This is a genomic window from Methylomonas aurea, from assembly GCF_024505045.1.
GTDB lineage: Bacteria > Pseudomonadota > Gammaproteobacteria > Methylococcales > Methylomonadaceae > Methylomonas > Methylomonas aurea.
The window spans coordinates 22,376-41,844 of sequence record NZ_JANIBM010000012.1 but is presented as its reverse complement, the minus strand read 5'-3'; the positions used below and the strand labels follow the sequence as shown (position 1 = coordinate 41,844).

Here is a 19,469-nt window from a genome sequence, read left to right as displayed (position 1 = left end):
CGATTAGCAAAGCGTAATCGGACAAACGTAAGCTCAACCAACCACCCTCAACGTTTGCGGCAACGCGACGACCTCCGCCTTCCTCAACGACTTACTCAACAGCATATAAGTATCCCGATCAAACGCCGGAACGCCGGCCTGCAACAACTCCGCGATTTCCGCCTCATTTTTCGCGGTACCCAGATAACACCAACGGTCGATCACATGCAATTCCTCGCCTTCGCGCACGCCAATCGCGCCCGGATACGGCCAGACGGCGAGTTTGAGTTTTTGCATGGCGATCAGCACCCGCGCCGCGTGGGCCAGCGGCACTTCGCTGCCGACGCAGGCGCCGCGGCATTTTTTGATCTGGTAACCAAAACATGGCCGGCCGGCGGCGGTTTTCTCCAAACCCAACACGCTCAAACACAGGCCGTGCTGTTCGGCGACGCCGCGCAAGGCTTTTTGGGCGTCGCGTTGGCTGTGGTAAAGGCCGTAGAGATTGTCCTGGGCGCCGAAATCCAGCTCGCCAGCCCAGCTCAATACCGGCTTGAGTTGCTCGCCCTGTTGTTGTAACTGCCAGGCGCACAAGGCGTTTTTGCGACGCAGGCGCTGGTTGTGCACCGGGGTTTTTTCCTTGATCAAGCGGGCTTCCAGCAACAGCGCGCCCAACTCGCCGGCGGTTTCGATCCAGTCGATCCGGCGCAATTGCTGGGCCAGGCTCATCTCTTTGCTGTTCTTGTGATCGGCGCCGAAATGCGCCAGCACCCGGTTGCGGATGTTGACGCTTTTGCCAATGTAAAGCGGCAGGTCGTTTTCGCCGTAAAACAGGTACACGCCAGGGGTTTCCGGCAAATCGTGGATCAATAACGGATCGATATTGGACGGCAGGCTGGAGCGGCCGACCAGACGCTGCACAGCGGCATCGACGGTCTCTGCAGAAAATTGCTCGCAAGCCTGAGTCCAGAATTGATGAATCAATTGCGCATCGGCCAACGCCCGGTGCCGGTCTTTGGCCTGCAAGCCGTGGCGTTCGATCAGGCTGTCCAGATTGTGGCGGTGGAAGTGCGGATACAAAGCCCGCGACAATTTGACGGTACACAGCACTTGCGGCCGGAAAGTCATACCCACCCGGCTGAACTCGTTCTTCAAAAAGCCGTAATCGAAGCGGGCGTTGTGGGCAATAAACAAGCGCCCTTCCAGCAATTCGGCCACTTCGCCGGCTACTTGGGCAAAGCTGGGCATCTCGGCGACCATCTCATTGCTGATGCCGGTCATTTGTTCGATGAACAACGGAATCCGGGTTTGCGGATTGACCAATTGATTCCATTCCCGCACCCCATCGGCATCGACCAGGACAATGCCGATTTCGGTGATGCGGTCTTTGGTGGCGGTGGCGCCGGTGGTTTCCAGGTCGACGAAGGCCAGCGGCTGGTTAACGAGTTTCGGCATCGCACTCCGTCGCGGCTTGCGCCCAATCCAGCGGGCAACTGCAAAATACGTGGCGGTCGCCGTAAACGCTGTCGATGCGCCCGACCGGCGGCCAGTATTTATCATCGTGCTGGTGGCTGTCCGGGAAGAAGGCTTTTTGCCGGGAATACGGCAGCTTCCAGTCCTCCAGCAACAGCCGGTGGGTATGCGGCGCGTTGTGCAACACGTTGTGTTCCGGATCGGCACTGCCGGTTTCGATCTCGCGAATCTCGGCGCGGATCGCAATCATGGCCGCGCAGAAACGGTCGATCTCGGTTTTGTTCTCGCTCTCGGTCGGTTCGATCATCAAGGTATCCGGCACCGGAAACGACACGGTCGGCGCGTGAAAGCCGTAATCGATCAGCCGCTTGGCGATGTCCTCGACGGTGACGTTGGCGGTTTTCCTGAAGGCGTGGCAATCGATGATGCATTCGTGCGCGACCCAGCCGTTGGCGTCGGTGTAAAGAATCGGGTAATGCGGCGCCAGCCGGCGAGCGATGTAATTAGCGTTCATGATCGCAGTCAAGGTGGCGCGGCGTAAGCCGGTGGCGCCCATCATCGCGATATAGGCCCAGGAAATGGTCAAAATGCTGGCCGAGCCCCACGGCGCCGCCGACACCGTACCCACCGTGCCGTGCTCGCCCTTGGCCGGATTGACGCCCTCCACGACCGGATGATCCGGCAAGTACGGCGCCAGATGCGCGCCGACGCCGATCGGCCCGACGCCGGGCCCGCCGCCGCCGTGCGGAATCGCAAAGGTTTTATGCAAATTCAAATGCGCCACGTCGGCGCCGATCTTGCCCGGCCGGCACAAACCGACCAGCGCATTGAAGTTGGCGCCATCCATATACACTTGGCCGCCGTGTTGATGGACGATGTCGCAAATCTCCCGAAACGCCTGTTCGTACACACCGTGGGTGGACGGATAGGTAATCATTAGCGCCGCCAGCGTGTCCTGGTATTGCGCGGCCTTGGCGCGCAGATCGGCGACATCGACGTTGCCGTGGTCATCGCAGGCCACGACCACGACCTGCAGCCCGGCCAAGCTGGCGCTGGCCGGATTGGTGCCGTGCGCAGAAGCCGGAATCAGGCAGATATTGCGCTGGCCTTGACCGTTGACCTGGTGGTATTTGCGGATTACCAGCAAGCCGGTGTATTCGCCTTGCGAGCCGGCATTGGGTTGCAACGAGAAGGCATCGAAGCCGGTCAGGTCGCAGAGCATGTCTTCCAGTTCGGCGAACAATTGCTGATAGCCCTGGGTTTGGTGCAACGGTGCGAACGGATGCATCGCCGCAAATTCGTAAAACGAGATCGCCTGCATTTCGGTGGCAGCGTTCAGTTTCATCGTGCACGAGCCCAGCGGAATCATCGCCCGATCCAGGGCAATGTCGCGCCGCGCCAGCCGGCGCATGTAGCGCATCATCTCGGTTTCCGAGTGGTACAGGCTGAACACCGGATGACTCAGAATCGCATCGTCGCGCAGCAAGTGAGCGGGAATGCATTCCGCCAGGCCGGCATCCAGCGCGGCGATGTCGGGCAATTCGCTGATCGGCGAGGCGAAGATTTGCCAGAGCGCGCGGATATGGTCGCGGGTGGTGGCTTCGTCCAACGCAATCCCCAAGGTATCCGGATCGATCACGCGCAGATTGATGCCGGCCTCTTCGGCCTGAGCGGCAAAGCGCCGCGCCCGGTTGGGCACACGAATTCTGATCGTGTCGAAATAGCATTGGCTCAACACCTGGTAGCCGCTACGCGCCAAGCCGGCGGCCAGAATCTGGGCGTAACGATGCACCCGGCCGGCGATCAGGCGCAAGCCGTCGGCGCCGTGGTAGACCGCGTAAAAACTGGCGATTACCGCCAGCAACACCTGCGAGGTGCAGATATTGCTGGTGGCCTTGTCGCGGCGGATGTGCTGCTCGCGGGTCTGCAAGGCCATCCGCAATGCGACCTGGCCGTGGCTGTCCTTGGAGACGCCGATCAAGCGGCCCGGCATCGAGCGTTTGAAGTCGTCGCGGGTGGCAAAGAACGCCGCATGCGGGCCGCCGTAACCCATCGGCACGCCGAAGCGCTGAGCACTGCCGACCACGATGTCGGCGCCGAATATGGCCGGCGGCGTCAACAGCACCAAAGCCAGTAAATCGGCGGCGACGGTGACCAGCGCCGATTTGGCGTGGGCCAACGCGGTAATTTCGGTCAAATCGTGGATTTCGCCGCCGCTGTTGGGATATTGCAGAATCAACGCGAAAAACTCGTACTGCTCCAGCCCGTTAAATGGGTCGGTGACCACCACCTCGTAACCGAGCGAGCCGGCCCGGGTTTTGACCACGGCGATGGTTTGCGGATGACAGTTCTGGTCGATCACCACCGTGTTGGCTTGGCTTTTCGCCAGACGGCGCGCCATCGTCATCGCTTCGGCGGCGGCTGTGGCTTCGTCGAGCAACGAGGCGTTGGCGATCTCCATGCCGGTCAAATCGATGATCATTTGCTGAAAATTCAACAACGCTTCCAGCCGACCTTGGCCGACTTCGGCCTGATACGGCGTGTAAGCGGTATACCAGCCGGGATTTTCCAGCACGTTGCGCTTGATCACCGCCGGCATGATCGTGTCCGAGTAACCCATGCCGATCATCGAAACCATGACTTTGTTGCGTTCGCGCATGGCGCGCAGGTACTTGATCACCGCCCGCTCGCTGATCGAACCGGTCAGTTTTAACGGCTCGTGGTTAAGAATATCGGGCGGCACCACTCGGTCGACGATTTGTTCCAGGTCGTCCAGGCCCAATTCGGCCAGCATGGCCCGAGTTTGCTCGGCAGTAGGTCCGATATGGCGTTGAATGAAGTTACCGCGCATTTCCAGTTGATCGAGGCGGAGACGATGGCTCATGGGTTTATCTCCCAGGTTTGTGGTACCGATGTGGCACGAAAGGTAGCCGGCAGACTGTCAATTCCACTGCCGAGTTCCGCACCAGGGCTTTGAGGCGGATGCCGGTTGTGGCGACGCGTTGATCGACCAAGGCCATCGCGATCGGCCGGTTCAAGCTTGGCGAAAAGCTGCCGCTGCTGACGATGCCAACTTCGCTATCAGCGTTATCCAGCAAGAGAGCGCCGTCCCGAACCGGAATTTTCCCTTCAACCAACAAGCCGACTCGGCGGCGGCCGACCGCGTTTTGCCGCTGCGCCAGAATGGATTCGGCGCCGGGAAAATCGGTGTGGCCTTTCTTGAAAATCCAGCCCAAGCCGGCCTCGATCGGTGTGATGGTTTCATTCAACTCATGGCCGTACAGGCAAAGCCCGGCTTCCAGGCGTAAGGTATCGCGCGCGCCCAAACCAATCGGCTCGACGCCGTCCTCGGCCAGCAACACTTTGGCGACTCGTTCGGCCGTCTCAGCCGGCAACGAGATTTCGAAGCCGTCCTCGCCGGTGTAGCCGCTACGGCTGACGGTGCAGGCCGCCCCGGCGATGTTGGTGTCGCAGACTTGCAGGAAATTCAGCGCCGTGGCTTCGCTGGAAAATTTTGCCAACACCGCAGCCGCCTCCGGGCCTTGCAAGGCCAGCAAGGCCCGGTCGGCCAATTCCCGAAATGTAGCTGTGCCGGCCAGTTTTTCCCGCAGATAGGCAAAATCCTTGTCCTTGCAACCGGCGTTGACAATCAGGCCGACGCCGTCCGCCAGCCGGGTAACAATAATGTCGTCGATCACGCCGCCCTGGGCATTGGTCAGTACCGAATATTTTTGGCTGTTAACCGGCAAATCGGCGATGCCGCCCGGCGTCAGTTTTTCGATGGCCTCAGCGGCTGCCGGGCCCAACACCAGACATTGACCCATATGGGAAATATCGAAAAAGCCGGCCCGACTGCGGCAATGCAGGTGTTCGTGGATGATGCCGCGCGGGTATTGCACCGGCATTTGGTAGCCGGCAAAGGCGGTCATTTTGGCGCCCAATTCCCGATGCAGGGCGGCGAGCGGGGTTTGTTTCAAGTCTGTCATGGCGGGCCGGCAGTTGCGGGTTGCGAGATATTCAGTCTACCAGCGTATCGGGAAACACCGCGGTACGCCGGCGTACTTGGCCTAGGGGGCGGACTCGCCGCTTGCGGCGTCGGCCGCGGCCTCGCGGGCCGCGGCGAGCTGCACATCGGCGCCGCAATCGGGGCAATAACGCTGCTCCGCACCGAGCGGGGAACCGCAAGCATGGCATTGCGCCGCGGGCTGCAATTGACCGCCGCAATGGGCGCAAAACCGGGCCGTAGCCGATACCGCCGAGCGGCATTGCCGGCAACGACGTTTGTCGGCGCCGGCCAGCCAGGGCCGGAGCCTGGCCAAATCGCTCAGCGCCAGAACCAGTTGGTCGGCTTGGCGGTAAGCGCGCAATACCAACCAGACGCTGACGCCGACGATTAACGCCAGCACGCTACCGTAATAAATCGTTTTGCCGGTGGCATTGACGAAGGGTTCGAGGATCTCCCAAAACAGGCTTTGCGCCATGGCCAATATGGCTAACGCGCACAGCGGCTCGGCGACGCTCATCGCAAAGGCCAGCACACCGCCGCGGTCCGGCACCGTTTGCAACGCCAGGCTGGCGCAAAAATAAAACAGCACCAATGCCGCCAGTTTCGCTGCGAACCATACGATTTGTCCGGCCTTGAAATGCCAGAACAATTCCAACTGGTCCATCATCGGCACCAGCGACACCGCCTTGCCGATGGCCAATATCGTCAACAGCGTTACCAGCAGTTGGGCGGCGCGCAGAGCGGTCGTGTTTGCAGACATATTGCCTCCTATGACAGGGTGTTGGTACCGGCGAGAGCAGCCTTCGGCCGGCTGCGCTGCGCACGCGGTTGCCGGACAAGGCCCTAAATTGCGGCCCGGGCTAGCGTAGCATAGATCAAATTCGGGCGGGATTGGCGGCCATGCCCAACCAACCCTGCCGCCTCGGCATCTTCAGCAGCCGAGGCCGTTGCACCGCAAAATCAAACCGAATCGGCATCAAGGTTTGGCAAGATAATCGAAAAACTCCTGCATCCACTCGGCTCCGCGTTTTTTCGGAAATTGGTTGGGGTGAGTCTTGACCCATTGCAGGGCGTAGATCATCGGCACCGAATCCGGCTGAGTGATGTGCTTGGTTTTCCAGAGCTTGCGCACCAGCCGCGAGACCTGAAACTTCAATTCGATGTGCTTGACCGTGTCCGGAGACGGCTCCCGGCAATGCTCGGCCGGCGACGTGACCAGGTATTCGCGGCAGGCCAGCGGCCGGTCCGGGTGAATCGTGCAACTCTCGGCTTCCAGAAACGGGCAGGCAATGTTCTGGCGGAAATAATCCAGTGCGTGGTTCTGCACCGCGTCATGGGTGGAGCCCTGCTCCAGTTGCTGCTGCAAGCGCTCCAGCCAGCCGATCCGGTCCAACTGCGCACAACCGTCCGTAAACCGTTGCTTGACCGCGCTGCGCCTGGGTTCCGGCAAGCGTTCGACCAAGGCGGCGATGTGGTAAGCCTCGAATTCGGCCAACGGCACCACCTGCCGGCAACAGGCGCCGCAACCGGCCTGGCAGGAAATGGACTGGTCGGTGCCGACGAAGGCCGCGACCGCCGTATCGACGAATTGGTTATCGATTTGCTGCAATGCCGGCAATACGCCGAGCGGCGTCACCTTGTCCGCGGGGACCGCGAACTGCAACGCGATCGGCTTGCCGTAAAGCGTCAAATTGACTTGGGCGGATACATTCTTGGCCATGTTGTAAAACTCGATTGCTGAATTAAGCGGCCGGGCAGCCGCCGGTCAATTTTAACGCCTTCCGCCGGCCTCAATGTCGTTATTAACCCGGCCCTTAAATACCGTTCGCCTTTATGCCCTTGAGGGTGATGAGCTTGTCGAAGGACATTCCACCTCAGGCTTCGACAGGCTCAGCCCGAACGGAATACCAGTAACGAATAGGGCCGGGTTAACAAGTTAAGGATGGTAGGAGCGGGCCAGCCCGTTCTGTTCCTTAAACCAACGGCATTGCCGCCGGCCCTTGCGGTTTTGTTTCCATGCCTAGGGCAACCGGCCTTAGGCCGGACGACGACATGAGCGTCGGGCTTGGAGAGTCCGGCAGAAAACAAGCTCGCCGGGTGCTCATGGCCTTGCAAAACAACGGCGGCCGCTACTGCCAGAAAAATCTCTTTCCCATTGCGGAAAATTAATGTTAAAAGTTTGCGCTCAACCATCCACGAGGAAATGCCTGTGATCTCAGCCGTAATTTACATCCTGACCGTCAGTTTCGCCGCCTACGCCATTTACAGAGTTCAGGCCAAATAAGCCTGCGCCCGGCAGATGTCCAGCGCCAACCTCACTCCACCCCCGGCTGGGACGCCGCGCACTTATTGGGTCAAGGAAAGCGCTTTCGGCATCTGGTTTCTGAACACCTACACCTGGCGGCAGCGGGTACTACGCATCGCACTGAACGATCTGGCCAGGTTGTTGCCGTCTCCCCCGCTTCGGCCGGCGATTCTGGATATCGGCTGCGGCCGCGGCAATTCGTTTGCGCTATTGGATCAGCAGTTCCAACCCAAACATATCGCCGGCATCGAAATCGACCCGGCATTGCTGGCGGACGCGGCTCGCGCCGGACGCAAATGTTCCTGCCCGGTCGACGTCGCTTTAGGCAATGCCGAGCAGTTACCGTTTCCGGATGCCAGCTTCGACCTGCTGTTCTGCCACCAAAGTTTCCACCACATCGTGCAACACCGGCGCGCGATGCAGGAGTTCCACCGGGTCTTGAAGCCGGGCGGCCTGCTGCTGTTCGCCGAATCCTGCAAACGCTTCATCCATTCCCTGCCGATCCGGCTGCTGTTCCGGCATCCGATGCAGGTGCAAAAAACCGCCGACGAATACATCGCATTGATCCGCGACAGCGGCTTCAAACTAGACGATGCCGCCATCTCCAGACCCTATTTGTGGTGGAGCCGGCCGGATATCGGCGCGCTGGAATGGTTCGGCTTTTCCCTGCCGCAGCGGCCGGAACCGACCTTGGTCAATCTAGTCGCCGTCAAATAACGTGGCGGTATTGCAAGCGCTCCGCCGCGGCCTGCCGGCCGGTTTGGCTGCGATTTTGACTGCGGCCTGTAGTGCTCCGCCGCCGGAGCTGACTCCGCCAAACTTGGCGCCGCCGCTGGGCCCGGCCCGGCACATCCTGCAACTGGTGACCGCGACCTGGCCGGGCGGCAGCGACAGTCTGCTCTGTGCACTGGAATTGAACGCCGAGCGCATCGCGATGGCCGGCACCAGCAAAGACGGTTTGAGTTTGTTCAATTTGAGCTACGACGGCGAAAACTTGGCATTGGATAAAAATCCGTTGCTGCCGGATGCGATCGACCCGCGGGCCATCGTCGCCGATATGCAATTAATCTACTGGCCTGTCGCGCAGTTGCAAGACCGGCTACCGCCCGGCTGGCATCTGCAAAGCGGCGCCAACCGCCGCGAACTGTTCCAAGGCGCGGAAAAAATCGCCGAAATCGTCTATCGCTCTGACGAAGCCGATTGGCCGCGGCACGCGGAATTGTCGAACCTGCGCTACCGCTATCGATTGACCATCGATACCCTGAGTTATGAACTGCTACTTGAATGATTTAGGCATCCTCTGCGCACTGGGCAGCGGCCAACAGGAGGTACTGGCCGGCTTGTGGCGCGGCGACCGCAGCGGACTGCAACCGAGCGACGCATTCAGCCCGAGCCGCAGCCACTACCTGGGCGCAGTCACAACACCGTTACCCGAGATAGCGGACGCATTGGCCGTGTACGCCTGCCGCAACAACCAACTGCTGTTGGCCGCGGCCGAGCAAATCCGCCCAGGCATCGAAGCGATGCGCGAACGCTTCGGCGCCGAGCGGATCGGTATCGCCCTCGGCACCAGCACCTCCGGGGTCCGCAATACCGAACTGGCTCTGGCTTACCAAGCCGAGCATGGCCGGCTGCCGCCCACCTACCACTACAAGCAACAGCAGATGGGCGCCGGCGCCGATTTTCTGGCCGAGTATCTGCAAATCCGCGGACCGGCCTACACCCTGTCCAGCGCCTGCGCCTCCAGCGGCAAGGCCTTTGCCTCGGCGCAACGGCTGTTGGCGATGGACCTGTGCGACGCCGTGATCGTCGGCGGCGCCGACAGCCTGTGCGGCTTGACCGTCAACGGCTTCGCCGCGCTGGAATCGGTCGGCGCCGGCTTGTGCAAACCCTTCGGCCGCCGCCGCGACGGCATCAATATCGGCGAAGCCGCCGCACTGTTCATCCTGAGCAAACAGCCGGGGCCGGTTTGCTTGCGCGGCGTGGCCGCGACCAGCGATGCCTACCACTTCTCGGCCCCCGATCCGGACGGCACCGCCGTGCAAACCGCGATGCGAGCCGCGCTGGACCAGGCCGGCCTGACACCGGCGCAAGTCGACTATCTGAATTTGCACGGCACCGCGACGCTGTTGAACGACGCGATGGAAAGCAAGGCCGTGCATGCCGTGTTCGGCACCGACACGCCGGTCAGTTCCAGCAAAGGCATGAGCGGCCACACCCTGGGCGCGGCGGCGGCATTGGAACTGGGCTTTTGCTGGTTATTACTGCAAAGCAACGATCCCCAAGGCCGTCTGATCGCCAACATCAACGGCGACGATATCGACCCAGACCTGCCGCCGTTGAATTGGGTGGCTCCGGGCCAGAGCCTGGGCCGGCCGTTAACAGTCTGCCAAAGCAATTCCTTCGCCTTCGGCGGCAGCAATGTTTCGATCATCGTAGCGCAGGCATGACAGCCGTGACCGATTGGGACATCGCCGAGTTGTTGCCGCATACCGGCGCAATGGTATTGCTCGACCGGGTAGTCAGCTTTGAAGAAGACCACCTCAGCGCGGCAATCACCGTGCGCGGCAACGGCTTGCTGTTCGGCGACGAACGCTCGGTACCGGCCTGGGCGGCGCTGGAATACATGGCGCAAGCCATCGGCGCCTATGTCGGCCTGCAAGCCAAACAGGCCGGCCAGCCGATCCGTCTCGGTTTCCTGCTCGGCAGCCGCCTGCTGCAAAGCAATGTCGGCACATTGCCGGTCGGCTGCGAACTGGCCGTGACGGTCGAGAAAATCGTGCAGGACGAGCAATTAGGCGTTTTCGATTGCCGGGTTAGCGGCGACAATATCGAAATCAGCGCCAAGCTGAATGTCTACCAACCTCGATCCGACCAATCCTTACCCGATGAATAACACTGTTCTCGTCACCGGCTCCAGCCGTGGTATCGGCAAAGCCATCGCACTTTACCTGGCCGAACGCGGCTACGACCTGGTCTTGCATTGCCGCAGCCGGCGGGCCGAAGCCGAGGCTGCCTGCGCCGAAATTTCGCAGATGGGCCGCCAAGCGCGCATCCTGCAATTCGATATCGGCAACCGCAGCGAATGCGCCGAAGTGTTAAGCGCCGACGTCGAAGCCCACGGCGCCTACTACGGCGTGGTCTGCAACGCCGGCATCAGTGCCGATAATGCCTTTCCGGCCTTGACCGGCGAAGACTGGGACAGCGTTATCCGCACCAATCTGGACGGCTTTTACAACGTGTTGCAGCCGTTGGTGATGCCGATGGTCAGACGCCGGAAACCGGGGCGGATCGTGACCCTGTCGTCGGTTTCCGGTTTGATCGGCAACCGCGGCCAGGTCAATTACAGCCGGCCAAAGCCGGCATCATCGGCGCGACCAAAGCCCTCGCTCTGGAACTGGCCAAGCGCGAAATCACGGTCAATTGCGTGGCGCCGGGCTTGATCGACACCGACATGACCGAAGCCTTGCCGCTGGACGAAATCAAACAAATGATCCCGGCGCGCCGGGTCGGCCGCCCGGAAGAAGTGGCCGCGGCGGTGGCATTCTTGCTGTCGGCAGACGCCGGCTACATCACCCGCCAGGTGATTGCGGTGAACGGAGGCCTGTGTTGAAGCGGGTGGTGGTTACCGGCATCGCCGGTTTGTCGCCGATCGGCAACGACTGGCCGACGATAGCCCAACATCTGCAAAGCGGCCGCACCGGCATTCGCGCCCTCGCCGAATGGGACCAATACCGGGGCCTGAATACCCGGTTGGCAGCCCCGGTGGCTTGCGAACGACCGGCCCATTACAGCCGCAAACAAACCCGCAGCATGGGCCGGGTGGCGCTGCTCGCCACTTACGCTACCGAACTGGCTTTGGTCGACGCCGGTTTGCTGAACCACCCCTGCCTGAGCGGCGGCCTTACCGGCATCGCTTACGGCAGTTGCGCCGGCAGTTTCGAGGCGATCGCCGATTTCGGCAACATGCTGTTGAACCATGCCACCGACGGCCTCAACGCCACGTCGTACATCCGGATGATGGCGCATACCGCGCCGGTCAATATCGGCCTGTTTTTCGGCATCAACGGCCGGGTGTATACCACCTCCAGCGCCTGTACCTCGGGCAGCCAGGGCATCGGTTACGCCTACGAAGCAATCAAATACGGCAAGCAGCAGGTCATGGTGGCCGGCGGCGCCGACGAATTGTCGGCCTCGGAAGCGGCGGTGTTCGACACGCTGTTCGCCACCAGTCTGCGCAATGCCGAACCGGACCAATCGCCGCGGCCGTTCGACCGCGACCGCGACGGTCTGGTGATCGGCGAAGGCGCCGGCACGCTGGTACTGGAGGAACTGGAACACGCCCTGGCCCGCGGCGCGCATATCTACGCCGAAGTCGCCGGTTTTGGCACCAACTCCGACGGCCTGCACGTGACCCAGCCGGACGCAGCCAGCATGCAAACCACGATGCGGCTTGCGCTGCAGGATGCCGGCCTGCCGGCATCGGCCATCGGCTATATCAGCGCCCACGGCACCGCCACCGAGCACGGCGATATCGCCGAAAGCCGCGCCACCTTCGCAGTATTCGGCGGCAACACCCCGATCAGCGCATTGAAAAGCTACACCGGCCACACCCTGGGCGCTTGCGGCGCGCTGGAGGCCTGGGCCGCGATCATGATGATGAACGCCGGCTGGTTTCACCCGACCGCGAATCTGGAGCAGGTCGATCCGGCCTGCGCCGATCTGGACTATATTCGTGACCAAAGCCGGCTGGTGGACACCGAATACGTGATCAGCAATAACTTCGCCTTCGGCGGCATCAATACTGCGCTGATTTTCAAACGTTTTTAAATCGACGAGGAGACGCATATGAAGAAGTTGATCGCCCTGTTATCGGTTCTGCTCGTGCAAGGCTGCGCCTCGCCGGTGATCCGGATCGAACCGGTGCCGGCCACCGAAACCATCAGCCACCTGTGCATCAAGGAAAATCCCAAAACCTATATGGAGGACTTCCTGCCCGAAGTCCGCGCCCAGTTGGCGGAACACGCCATCGAAACCGAACTGCTGAGCCAAGGCGGCGATTGTCCGTATACGATGAGCTACGAGGCGCAATGGTCCTGGGATTGGTTTTGGACTTTTAGCGTATATTTGTCGCTGGCCGAATTCTCGGTCAATAAAGACGGCCGCCAGATCGGCATGGCCTCCTACAACGCCGCATTGGGGCCTTCCGCCGTTGGCCGCACCAAAAACAAAATCCGGCCGTTACTGATAGAACTATTCCGAAAATAAACCGTAACGCTGTACTGCAACCCAGGAGACAACCATGCTGAACAAGATCGTACTCGCGCTGTTATTGAGCCTGTTGGTGGGCTGTACCACGACCGGCCATTTCAAGGTGCCGGAAGGCTCACAACTCTATCTGTACAAGCGGCCGCAACCGGTGGACATTAAAGCCAACGGCGAAGTCACGACCCGGCCGTTCTTCTGGACCGCAGCCGGCGTGCCGCCGGGCGGCGGTATTCCTTACCGGCTGGAGAAAGACGGCAAGGTGTTGAAAGAAGGCAAGCTCCGCGCCAAATTCCGGGTGGTTTCCATTTTCTGGCCGCCGTTCTCGTTGATTTACTGGCCGATGGGTCTGAATCCGAACATCACCTACGACTTGATCAACGACAAGCAGGAATAATCCGCACCGCTTCGGTTCCGGCCGCCGGCCGCGAACCGAAGCCCGCCGGCCCGTTGCGCCGGCATTGCCTGTAGCGTCTGACCAAGGCGGCAGCGGCGAATAGGCATAATGGCTTTTCCCGTTAGCCGGAATGCTGTTAAATTAAACGGCAACCAATGGCGCCGAACCCGTCCGGCCGTCAAACCACCACTCCGGCAACTTACGATTTAACACATGCTTACCCAACCACAAGCCGACAAACTGGCCGACGCCTGGCTGCAGGCCTGGAATAGCCGCGACCTGGCGCGGATCATGGAACACTACGCCGACGCGATCGAGTTTCGTAGCCCGTTCATCGTCAAACTCATGGATATCGCGGACGGCAGCCTGCACGGCAAAGCGGCTTTGGCAGCCTATTTTGCCCAGGGTTTGGCCAAATTCCCCGAATTGCATTTCACGCTGTTGCAGGTCCTGCCGGGCGTCGGTAGCGTCACCTTGTTGTACCGCAGCGTGAACGACCTGATGGCGGCGGAAACGATGGAAATCGACGCCGCCGGTAAAATTTGCCGGGTCATGGCGCATTATTGCGACCCGGTGGCCGCGTCCCGCGGCGCATCATTGGAATCTTGATACACGGGAGCTTATCGATATGAGTCTGAGTCTGGTCATCGGCAATAAAAATTACTCGTCCTGGTCGTTCCGGCCCTGGTTTTATTTGAAACACCACGGCATCGAGTTCGAAGAGATCCGGATTCCGCTGTACCAGGAAGAATCCAAAGCCAAAATCCTGCAATACTCGCCGTCCGGCAAAGTCCCGGTATTACTGGACGGCGAACTGCGGGTTTGGGATTCGTTGGCGATTCTGGAATATCTGGCCGAACGCTTCCCGCAAACCCAGGGCTGGCCGGACGATTTTGCCGAACGGGCGTTGGCGCGCTCGCTGGCGGCGGAAATGCATTCCGGTTTTACCGCATTGCGCACCTATTGCGGCATGAATTGCCGGCGCACGCCGGCCGCGAAGCACTTGCCGGAAGGGGTGCAGCCGGATATCGACCGCATCGGCGAAATCTGGCAACAATGCCGACGCCGGCACGGCAAAGACGGCGCCTGGCTGTTCGGCCGTTTCGGCATCGTCGACGCGATGTACGCGCCGGTGGCGTTCCGCTTCCACAGTTACCAGTTGCCCACCAATCCTGAGGCAGAGGCCTACGTGCAAACCGTGTTGCACAGCCCGGAAGCGCAAGCCTGGATCGAAGCCGGCAAACAGGAAAGCGAAGTCATCAGCGCGTTCGAGTAAAGCAGCATTGGCAACCGTGCCGTTTTATCGGTGAAAAGCAGCGCAAAGCCGGTTTGAAAATCAGGGCTCGGTGCGGATACCGAATTTCTGTGTCTAATTCTGCCGAAAGAAATCCGGTAGTTGGACCGAGATGGTGAGTGGTCGGTAGCGGCCATAGGAGACAACCGACAGAGGGTGAACCAATTGCCGACAGTAGGATGGGTAGAGCGAAGCGAAACCCATCAAATCAAACGCCGATAATGAGATATGACAGAATATCGCCGACATCGCCTCAAAGGCGGTTGTTATTTTTTCACAGTCAATTTAGCGGAACGAAATCGGACTTTGCTAACCGATAAAATTGAACTGCTTCGCGAGTCTTTTCGTAACGTGATAGATCAACACCCGTTTAATATCGACGCGATTGTTGTTTTACCGGAACATCTCCATACCATTTGGACTTTGCCGGAGGGTGACGATGATTTTAGTTGTCGCTGGCGGCTCATTAAGACCCACTTCACTAAACAGGTCGAAAAAGGCGAGCGAATTTCCAAGAGCCGTGAACGCAAACAGGAGCGCGGTATCTACCCTAAGGGCACAAGTGGCAAAGACGGTTTTGGGAGCATCGAATTAGAAACGAGGACGACTTCGTCAAGCATGTCGACTATATTCATTACAATCCAGTAAAACACGGCTATGTCTGTTGTGTTGCTGATTGGCGATATTCTTCATTTCATGATTTCGTCAATCGCGGGATTCTCCCGGAAAATTGGGCGGGCGGCATATATCCTGAATTGGATTTGGGGTAATCGATGGTGTTTTTGATGGGTTTCGGCTAGCGCCTCTACCCATCCTACGAGCTGTTAACAGCTTAATAACTTGTTAGGCAGCGCAAGCAACGCATCTAAGACTTCGAAGGCACGATGAATACAGTTTCAGAGCCAAGCGGACCCATAGTCGCTACGCAGAAGGAAGGCCATCGCATTCTCTGGACGTACGTTCCGGAAATGCCCACAGAAGATGTTCGGAGAAACAGCCCCTGGCTCACAGTCGTGCGATGGGAATACGACGGATCAGGCAACAACGGTATGCCTGAAACTGAAGTGAACCAACAGATGTTGATGCTCGAAGAAGCTCTTGGAAGAATCGAACGGCAAGAGTTTTTCGTTGAAGCCTATCGCCGGATCGGAGCTGGGCTAAGGGAGTACGTCTTCTACGCAGCCGACCGCGACAGATTCCTAGCGGAGTTCAATGAGCACGTTGCAGCTCACCCTAGGTATCCAATCGAGATCAAGTTCTATGAAGACAAAGCCTGGTCCGATCTTCAAGGCCTCATCAATGACTTCAGCGCTGCCTAACCCTTCCATCGAGAGGACGCTTTCCGGCCTACGGCCTCCAAGCGCCTCTCATGTCAAACGTTAGGCACAACCTACATGAACGCGGCGGAACACATTGTCGAAGCGTATTTCAGGCTTTGTCGCAAATGTTTTACCCTTACCGATTTGAAGGTCATACAAGGCAACAATAGGCAGTTTGATCTCCTTGCTATCAATATCCATGAAAACTTGGCATTTCATGTAGAGGTTGGTGTAACCCACCGACCCAATTGGGCTCCAACGGTCGTGCAGCTTGAATCCGGCTTTGAAAAGAAATTCTTTGGATCTGTGCCAAAACGTGAGAGCAAGGCAAACGGAAAAACAGATCACGAGAAAGGAAAGATTTACTTTGATCAAATACAGAACACATATCAAGCTGTAGGCATTGATCCCGAAAAAGTGCAGCGTGTTTGGGTCTGCTGGATTGTGAAAGGTAAAGAAAACACGCAACCGATTACTCTCGACATCAATTCGAAGACACTGAATCGTCGCTTTAAAGTCGAGGTTTTGAGCATGCGCGATTTATTGCTACCTGAACTTCAACGCAATTGGAACTTCGAACTACGATGATGAAGTTTTACGAACACTAGGGTTTGTTAAGCAAGCTCATGACCAGCGAAATCCGAAAGAAAAAAGATTACGCAGTCCAAAGTGCCAAGCTATATGAAAAACCGGCCTAACCCGGCAGTCGATAGGGACAGCTACAAGCTCCGCTTGTGGTTCCCTACGCTGCGCTCCGGCCGCCCCTCACTTCTACCTTAGCCCGTCTATGACGATCTCGACTTTTGACTCAAGTCACTTTGAGCACGGATATGTGAAATTTGCAGTCCATACAAAACCTGTTTCCCTGCAAAACGATGGAGCAAAGCGCGCTGCATTCAAGAAGGAGTTGCAGAAGATAACCAGCCAATCCGAATACATCATTACCGGCACCTGCTGGATTGCCATCGACTACTACTGCCAGCACGTTAGACGGGAAAAGAACCCGGGCGTTTACGACATCGACAACATCGTCAAGCCAATCTTGGACGGTCTAACCGGAGAGCGCGGGTTAATCGTCGACGACGTCGTTGTGAATAGGGTCACCGTCAATTGGATTGATAGCCCTCACGATGATTGGTTTGAAGTTGAAATCGAATATCCGGACCTCCTGTTTTCTAGGAAGGCGGATCTAGTCTTCCTCAAGTCACCTTCCGGTTGGTGTTTCCCATCGACCAACGCACTTATCGCAGATACTGGCTACATGGTCATGGTGAGAAGATATTTCGCCACATGGGACTCCATTTCCAGCGAGGACGAGTATTACGAATCAGTCTATGACTTACCGATTCAGAACTTCATCTACTACGTAAAGATACGCGACAAGGGCTTCCAGTTTGTCGAGTTATGTACGGTCGATGGTGACGATCTTGACAGCCCGCGTAGGGCGTATTAGCGATAGCGTAATACGCCGCATGATTAAAAGCCAACTTGCGGCGCAATACGGCTTAGCCTATTGACGCCCTACCCAATTACACCTTACGGCCTTCGCTTCGATTAGTATTGCATCACCCGTCCAAATTCCCTCGTTCCGAATCCTCTGAACGGCGACCCGCGCGCGGCAGTTCAGTTCCCGATTATAATTTGCTCCCCGCCGCTTCGGCGCCAGCGTCAACCGACCTCCGCAATATGGCCTACCCGTTCATCATCCGCCGTTGGAGCGCCTGGGCACCGGGAGTGCAAACCCAGGATGACTGGCAGCAATTTGCGGCCGGCCGGAAACCGCCGGACCATCAGGCCCCGCCGCCGCTGCAATCTACGCCCAAACCCTTGCAACGCCGGCTCAGCCCGTTGGCGAAGGCGGCGATGTTCGTCGTCGAGCAATGCCTGGCGCCCGGCGAACAAATGCCGGCCGTGTTCAGCTCGTCGCACGGCGAAATCGGCAAATGCCTGGACATGCTGAACGATCTGCAGCAAGGCGAGGAGTTATCGCCGACCGCGTTCAGCCTGTCGGTACACAATGCAATTGCCGGCCTGTTTTCGATCGCCTACGCCAACCGTTGCGAAATCAATTGCGTCGCCCCCGGCGCCGGCGGGCTCGGACCGGGACTGATCGAAGCGCTTGGCTTGCTGCATAGCGGGTACGGTGAAGTCCTGCTGGTGTATTACGACGAAGTATTGCCGGATTTCTTTCCTGCGACCGGTTTTGCGGCATCGTTACCCTTTCCCTGCGCAGCCGCATTGCGGCTGACGCTTGACGGCCCAGGACTGGCGCTGGAGTTTTCGCCGACAAGCTCGACTCGTCAGGACGGCGATCAACCGCTACAATTGCCGGCCTTTATCGAATTCCTGGCCGCCGACCGAAGCCGATTGCATTTGGGAAACGGCGGCCGCGGTTGGCAATGGCAGAAACTCTGAGTAACAACATCAACTATCTTTGGCGACTGGCGGCAACCGCAATCAGCTTCGCCTGTTTCGGCCTCGGCGGTGTGCTGTTGTGGTTGGTGGTGTTTCCGTTGCTGGCGCTGCTGCCCGGCGACCGCCGCCGCAAAGCCTGCCGCGCCCAAACCATGGTCCATCTGAGCTTTTATGCCTTTATCGGCTTGATGCACCGGCTGGGCGTTATGAGTTACCAAATCTGCGGCGGCGAGAAACTGAACCGTCCCGGCCAACTGGTCGTCGCCAACCATCCGACTTTGGTCGACGTAGTGTTTCTGCTCAGCCGCATCAAGCAAGCCAGTTGCATCGTCAAGGCTAGCCTGTGGCGCAATCCGGCGATGCGCGGCTCGATCCTGCATGCCGGCTACATCAGCAATGCCGATTCGCAGACCATGATCGCGGATTGTGCGGCGTGGCTGAACGGTGGCGGCGGCTTGATCGTATTCCCGGAGGGCACCCGTTCGATACCGGGCCAGGCTTACCGCTTCCAGCGCGGCGCCGCCGCGATTGCCCTGGCCGCCGACTGCGTGTTAACCCCGGTGACCTTGACTTGCACCCCCAGCACGTTGACCAAGAACCTGGCCTGGTACCGGATTCCGCCGCGGCGGTTTCATTTGCGGATGGAAGTCGGCGACGACATCGACCTGAGCGAGTACCGGCGATTGCAACCGCACTCGATCGCGGTACGCCGGCTGACCCAAACTTTACTGGACTACTTCACCGAACAACGCCAACGTTATGAGCAACACCGAAACTGAATTGAAACGCCTGATCGTCGATACGCTGGCTTTGGAAGACATCGACGCCGCCGACATCGACAGCTCGGCGCCGCTGTTTAACGGCGGGCTGGGGCTGGATTCGATCGACGCCCTGGAATTGGGCGTGGCGATCCGCAAACAATACCGGGTTAAAATCGACGCCGAACAGGACGACGTGGCGCAGATTTTTTCGTCGGTTGCGGCTCTGGCTCAATTTATCGATTCCGCGCGCAGTTAACA

Annotated in this window: 20 protein-coding genes and 2 pseudogenes; 17 read left to right on the top strand and 5 right to left on the bottom strand. The window is 59.0% G+C overall.

What is annotated here, in order from left to right; translation table 11 throughout:
* Positions 1-33: 33 nt before the first annotated feature.
* The 5 genes from NP603_RS11740 to NP603_RS11720 all read right to left on the bottom strand — a co-directional run bounded on the left by NP603_RS11740 (position 34) and on the right by NP603_RS11720 (position 7,175).
* Positions 34-1,431: a 3'-5' exonuclease family protein gene (locus tag NP603_RS11740; RefSeq protein ID WP_256611070.1), complete on the bottom strand. Its 1,398-nt coding sequence runs from the start codon at positions 1,429-1,431 to the stop codon at positions 34-36.
* The gene (gene gcvP / locus NP603_RS11735) at positions 1,415-4,333 is read right to left on the bottom strand and encodes an aminomethyl-transferring glycine dehydrogenase (RefSeq protein ID WP_256611069.1); all 2,919 of its coding nucleotides are present in this window, start codon (positions 4,331-4,333) and stop codon (positions 1,415-1,417) included. Before gcvP ends, NP603_RS11740 begins: the two co-directional genes overlap by 17 nt.
* A gap of 4 nt (positions 4,334-4,337) precedes the next feature.
* On the bottom strand, positions 4,338-5,435 hold the full coding sequence (gcvT, locus tag NP603_RS11730; RefSeq protein ID WP_256611068.1) for a glycine cleavage system aminomethyltransferase GcvT: 1,098 nt from the start codon (positions 5,433-5,435) through the stop codon (positions 4,338-4,340).
* 81 nt (positions 5,436-5,516) lie between these two features.
* A complete protein-coding gene (locus tag NP603_RS11725; RefSeq protein WP_256611067.1) occupies positions 5,517-6,215 on the bottom strand; it encodes a zinc ribbon domain-containing protein in 699 nt (232 codons plus the stop codon).
* 216 nt (positions 6,216-6,431) lie between these two features.
* Positions 6,432-7,175, bottom strand: coding sequence for a YkgJ family cysteine cluster protein (locus NP603_RS11720; RefSeq protein ID WP_256611066.1), 744 nt, complete (start codon positions 7,173-7,175; stop codon positions 6,432-6,434).
* Between the two features lie 579 nt (positions 7,176-7,754).
* On the opposite strand from NP603_RS11720, the gene NP603_RS11715 reads away from it, so the two are divergent.
* The 17 genes and pseudogenes from NP603_RS11715 to NP603_RS11635 all read left to right on the top strand — a co-directional run bounded on the left by NP603_RS11715 (position 7,755) and on the right by NP603_RS11635 (position 19,467).
* Positions 7,755-8,477, top strand: a complete 723-nt coding sequence (locus tag NP603_RS11715) for a class I SAM-dependent methyltransferase (protein WP_256611065.1) — start codon at positions 7,755-7,757, stop codon at positions 8,475-8,477.
* Between the two features lies 1 nt (position 8,478).
* Positions 8,479-9,048 carry a DUF3261 domain-containing protein gene (locus NP603_RS11710; protein ID WP_256611064.1) on the top strand — a complete coding sequence of 190 codons (570 nt, stop codon included), beginning with the start codon at positions 8,479-8,481 and terminating at the stop codon, positions 9,046-9,048.
* A complete protein-coding gene (locus tag NP603_RS11705) occupies positions 9,041-10,210 on the top strand; it encodes a beta-ketoacyl-[acyl-carrier-protein] synthase family protein (protein WP_371928839.1) in 1,170 nt (389 codons plus the stop codon). Before NP603_RS11710 ends, NP603_RS11705 begins: the two co-directional genes overlap by 8 nt.
* On the top strand, positions 10,207-10,656 hold the full coding sequence (locus NP603_RS11700; protein ID WP_256611062.1) for a hotdog family protein: 450 nt from the start codon (positions 10,207-10,209) through the stop codon (positions 10,654-10,656). The genes NP603_RS11705 and NP603_RS11700 overlap by 4 nt, the downstream gene beginning before the upstream one ends.
* A pseudogene (gene fabG / locus NP603_RS11695) lies at positions 10,613-11,373 on the top strand (3-oxoacyl-ACP reductase FabG). The gene NP603_RS11700 and the pseudogene fabG overlap by 44 nt, the downstream one beginning before the upstream one ends.
* On the top strand, positions 11,367-12,590 hold the full coding sequence (locus NP603_RS11690) for a beta-ketoacyl-ACP synthase (protein ID WP_256611061.1): 1,224 nt from the start codon (positions 11,367-11,369) through the stop codon (positions 12,588-12,590). Before fabG ends, NP603_RS11690 begins: the two are co-directional and overlap by 7 nt.
* 18 nt (positions 12,591-12,608) lie before the next feature.
* Positions 12,609-13,028, top strand: coding sequence for an Sbal_3080 family lipoprotein (locus NP603_RS11685; protein WP_256611060.1), 420 nt, complete (start codon positions 12,609-12,611; stop codon positions 13,026-13,028).
* A gap of 34 nt (positions 13,029-13,062) precedes the next feature.
* The gene (locus NP603_RS11680) at positions 13,063-13,422 is read left to right on the top strand and encodes a hypothetical protein (protein WP_256611059.1); all 360 of its coding nucleotides are present in this window, start codon (positions 13,063-13,065) and stop codon (positions 13,420-13,422) included.
* Between the two features lie 213 nt (positions 13,423-13,635).
* On the top strand, positions 13,636-14,031 hold the full coding sequence (locus tag NP603_RS11675) for a nuclear transport factor 2 family protein (protein WP_256611058.1): 396 nt from the start codon (positions 13,636-13,638) through the stop codon (positions 14,029-14,031).
* A 19-nt stretch (positions 14,032-14,050) separates the two neighbouring features.
* The gene (locus NP603_RS11670; RefSeq protein ID WP_256611057.1) at positions 14,051-14,698 is read left to right on the top strand and encodes a glutathione S-transferase family protein; all 648 of its coding nucleotides are present in this window, start codon (positions 14,051-14,053) and stop codon (positions 14,696-14,698) included.
* A 246-nt stretch (positions 14,699-14,944) separates the two neighbouring features.
* A pseudogene (locus tag NP603_RS11665) lies at positions 14,945-15,486 on the top strand (REP-associated tyrosine transposase).
* Positions 15,487-15,600: 114 nt separating this feature from the next.
* Positions 15,601-16,035 carry a DUF695 domain-containing protein gene (locus NP603_RS11660; protein WP_256611056.1) on the top strand — a complete coding sequence of 145 codons (435 nt, stop codon included), beginning with the start codon at positions 15,601-15,603 and terminating at the stop codon, positions 16,033-16,035.
* 75 nt (positions 16,036-16,110) lie between these two features.
* Positions 16,111-16,623: a hypothetical protein gene (locus tag NP603_RS11655; RefSeq protein ID WP_256611055.1), complete on the top strand. Its 513-nt coding sequence runs from the start codon at positions 16,111-16,113 to the stop codon at positions 16,621-16,623.
* Positions 16,624-16,822: 199 nt separating this feature from the next.
* Positions 16,823-17,488 carry a RusA family crossover junction endodeoxyribonuclease gene (locus NP603_RS11650; protein ID WP_256611054.1) on the top strand — a complete coding sequence of 222 codons (666 nt, stop codon included), beginning with the start codon at positions 16,823-16,825 and terminating at the stop codon, positions 17,486-17,488.
* A gap of 233 nt (positions 17,489-17,721) precedes the next feature.
* Positions 17,722-18,450, top strand: a complete 729-nt coding sequence (locus tag NP603_RS11645; protein ID WP_256611053.1) for a beta-ketoacyl synthase chain length factor — start codon at positions 17,722-17,724, stop codon at positions 18,448-18,450.
* The gene (locus NP603_RS11640; RefSeq protein WP_256611052.1) at positions 18,435-19,229 is read left to right on the top strand and encodes a lysophospholipid acyltransferase family protein; all 795 of its coding nucleotides are present in this window, start codon (positions 18,435-18,437) and stop codon (positions 19,227-19,229) included. The genes NP603_RS11645 and NP603_RS11640 overlap by 16 nt, the downstream gene beginning before the upstream one ends.
* Complete coding sequence (locus NP603_RS11635; protein WP_256611051.1) at positions 19,210-19,467, top strand: phosphopantetheine-binding protein; 258 nt, start codon at positions 19,210-19,212, stop codon at positions 19,465-19,467. The genes NP603_RS11640 and NP603_RS11635 overlap by 20 nt, the downstream gene beginning before the upstream one ends.
* The last annotated feature ends 2 nt before the right edge of the window (positions 19,468-19,469 follow it).

Bases quoted from the DNA above. Each gene is read 5' to 3' on its own strand.
- NP603_RS11740 (WP_256611070.1), bottom strand. From the start codon at position 1,431: ATGCCGAAACTCGTTAACCAGCCGCTGGCCTTCGTCGACCTGGAAACC.
- gcvP (WP_256611069.1), bottom strand. From the start codon at position 4,333: ATGAGCCATCGTCTCCGCCTCGATCAACTGGAAATGCGCGGTAACTTC.
- gcvT (WP_256611068.1), bottom strand. From the start codon at position 5,435: ATGACAGACTTGAAACAAACCCCGCTCGCCGCCCTGCATCGGGAATTG.
- NP603_RS11725 (WP_256611067.1), bottom strand. From the start codon at position 6,215: ATGTCTGCAAACACGACCGCTCTGCGCGCCGCCCAACTGCTGGTAACG.
- NP603_RS11720 (WP_256611066.1), bottom strand. From the start codon at position 7,175: ATGGCCAAGAATGTATCCGCCCAAGTCAATTTGACGCTTTACGGCAAG.
- NP603_RS11715 (WP_256611065.1), top strand. From the start codon at position 7,755: ATGTCCAGCGCCAACCTCACTCCACCCCCGGCTGGGACGCCGCGCACT.
- NP603_RS11700 (WP_256611062.1), top strand. From the start codon at position 10,207: ATGACAGCCGTGACCGATTGGGACATCGCCGAGTTGTTGCCGCATACC.
- NP603_RS11685 (WP_256611060.1), top strand. From the start codon at position 12,609: ATGAAGAAGTTGATCGCCCTGTTATCGGTTCTGCTCGTGCAAGGCTGC.
- NP603_RS11680 (WP_256611059.1), top strand. From the start codon at position 13,063: ATGCTGAACAAGATCGTACTCGCGCTGTTATTGAGCCTGTTGGTGGGC.
- NP603_RS11675 (WP_256611058.1), top strand. From the start codon at position 13,636: ATGCTTACCCAACCACAAGCCGACAAACTGGCCGACGCCTGGCTGCAG.
- NP603_RS11670 (WP_256611057.1), top strand. From the start codon at position 14,051: ATGAGTCTGAGTCTGGTCATCGGCAATAAAAATTACTCGTCCTGGTCG.
- NP603_RS11660 (WP_256611056.1), top strand. From the start codon at position 15,601: ATGAATACAGTTTCAGAGCCAAGCGGACCCATAGTCGCTACGCAGAAG.
- NP603_RS11655 (WP_256611055.1), top strand. From the start codon at position 16,111: ATGAACGCGGCGGAACACATTGTCGAAGCGTATTTCAGGCTTTGTCGC.
- NP603_RS11650 (WP_256611054.1), top strand. From the start codon at position 16,823: ATGACGATCTCGACTTTTGACTCAAGTCACTTTGAGCACGGATATGTG.
- NP603_RS11645 (WP_256611053.1), top strand. From the start codon at position 17,722: ATGGCCTACCCGTTCATCATCCGCCGTTGGAGCGCCTGGGCACCGGGA.
- NP603_RS11640 (WP_256611052.1), top strand. From the start codon at position 18,435: ATGGCAGAAACTCTGAGTAACAACATCAACTATCTTTGGCGACTGGCG.
- NP603_RS11635 (WP_256611051.1), top strand. From the start codon at position 19,210: ATGAGCAACACCGAAACTGAATTGAAACGCCTGATCGTCGATACGCTG.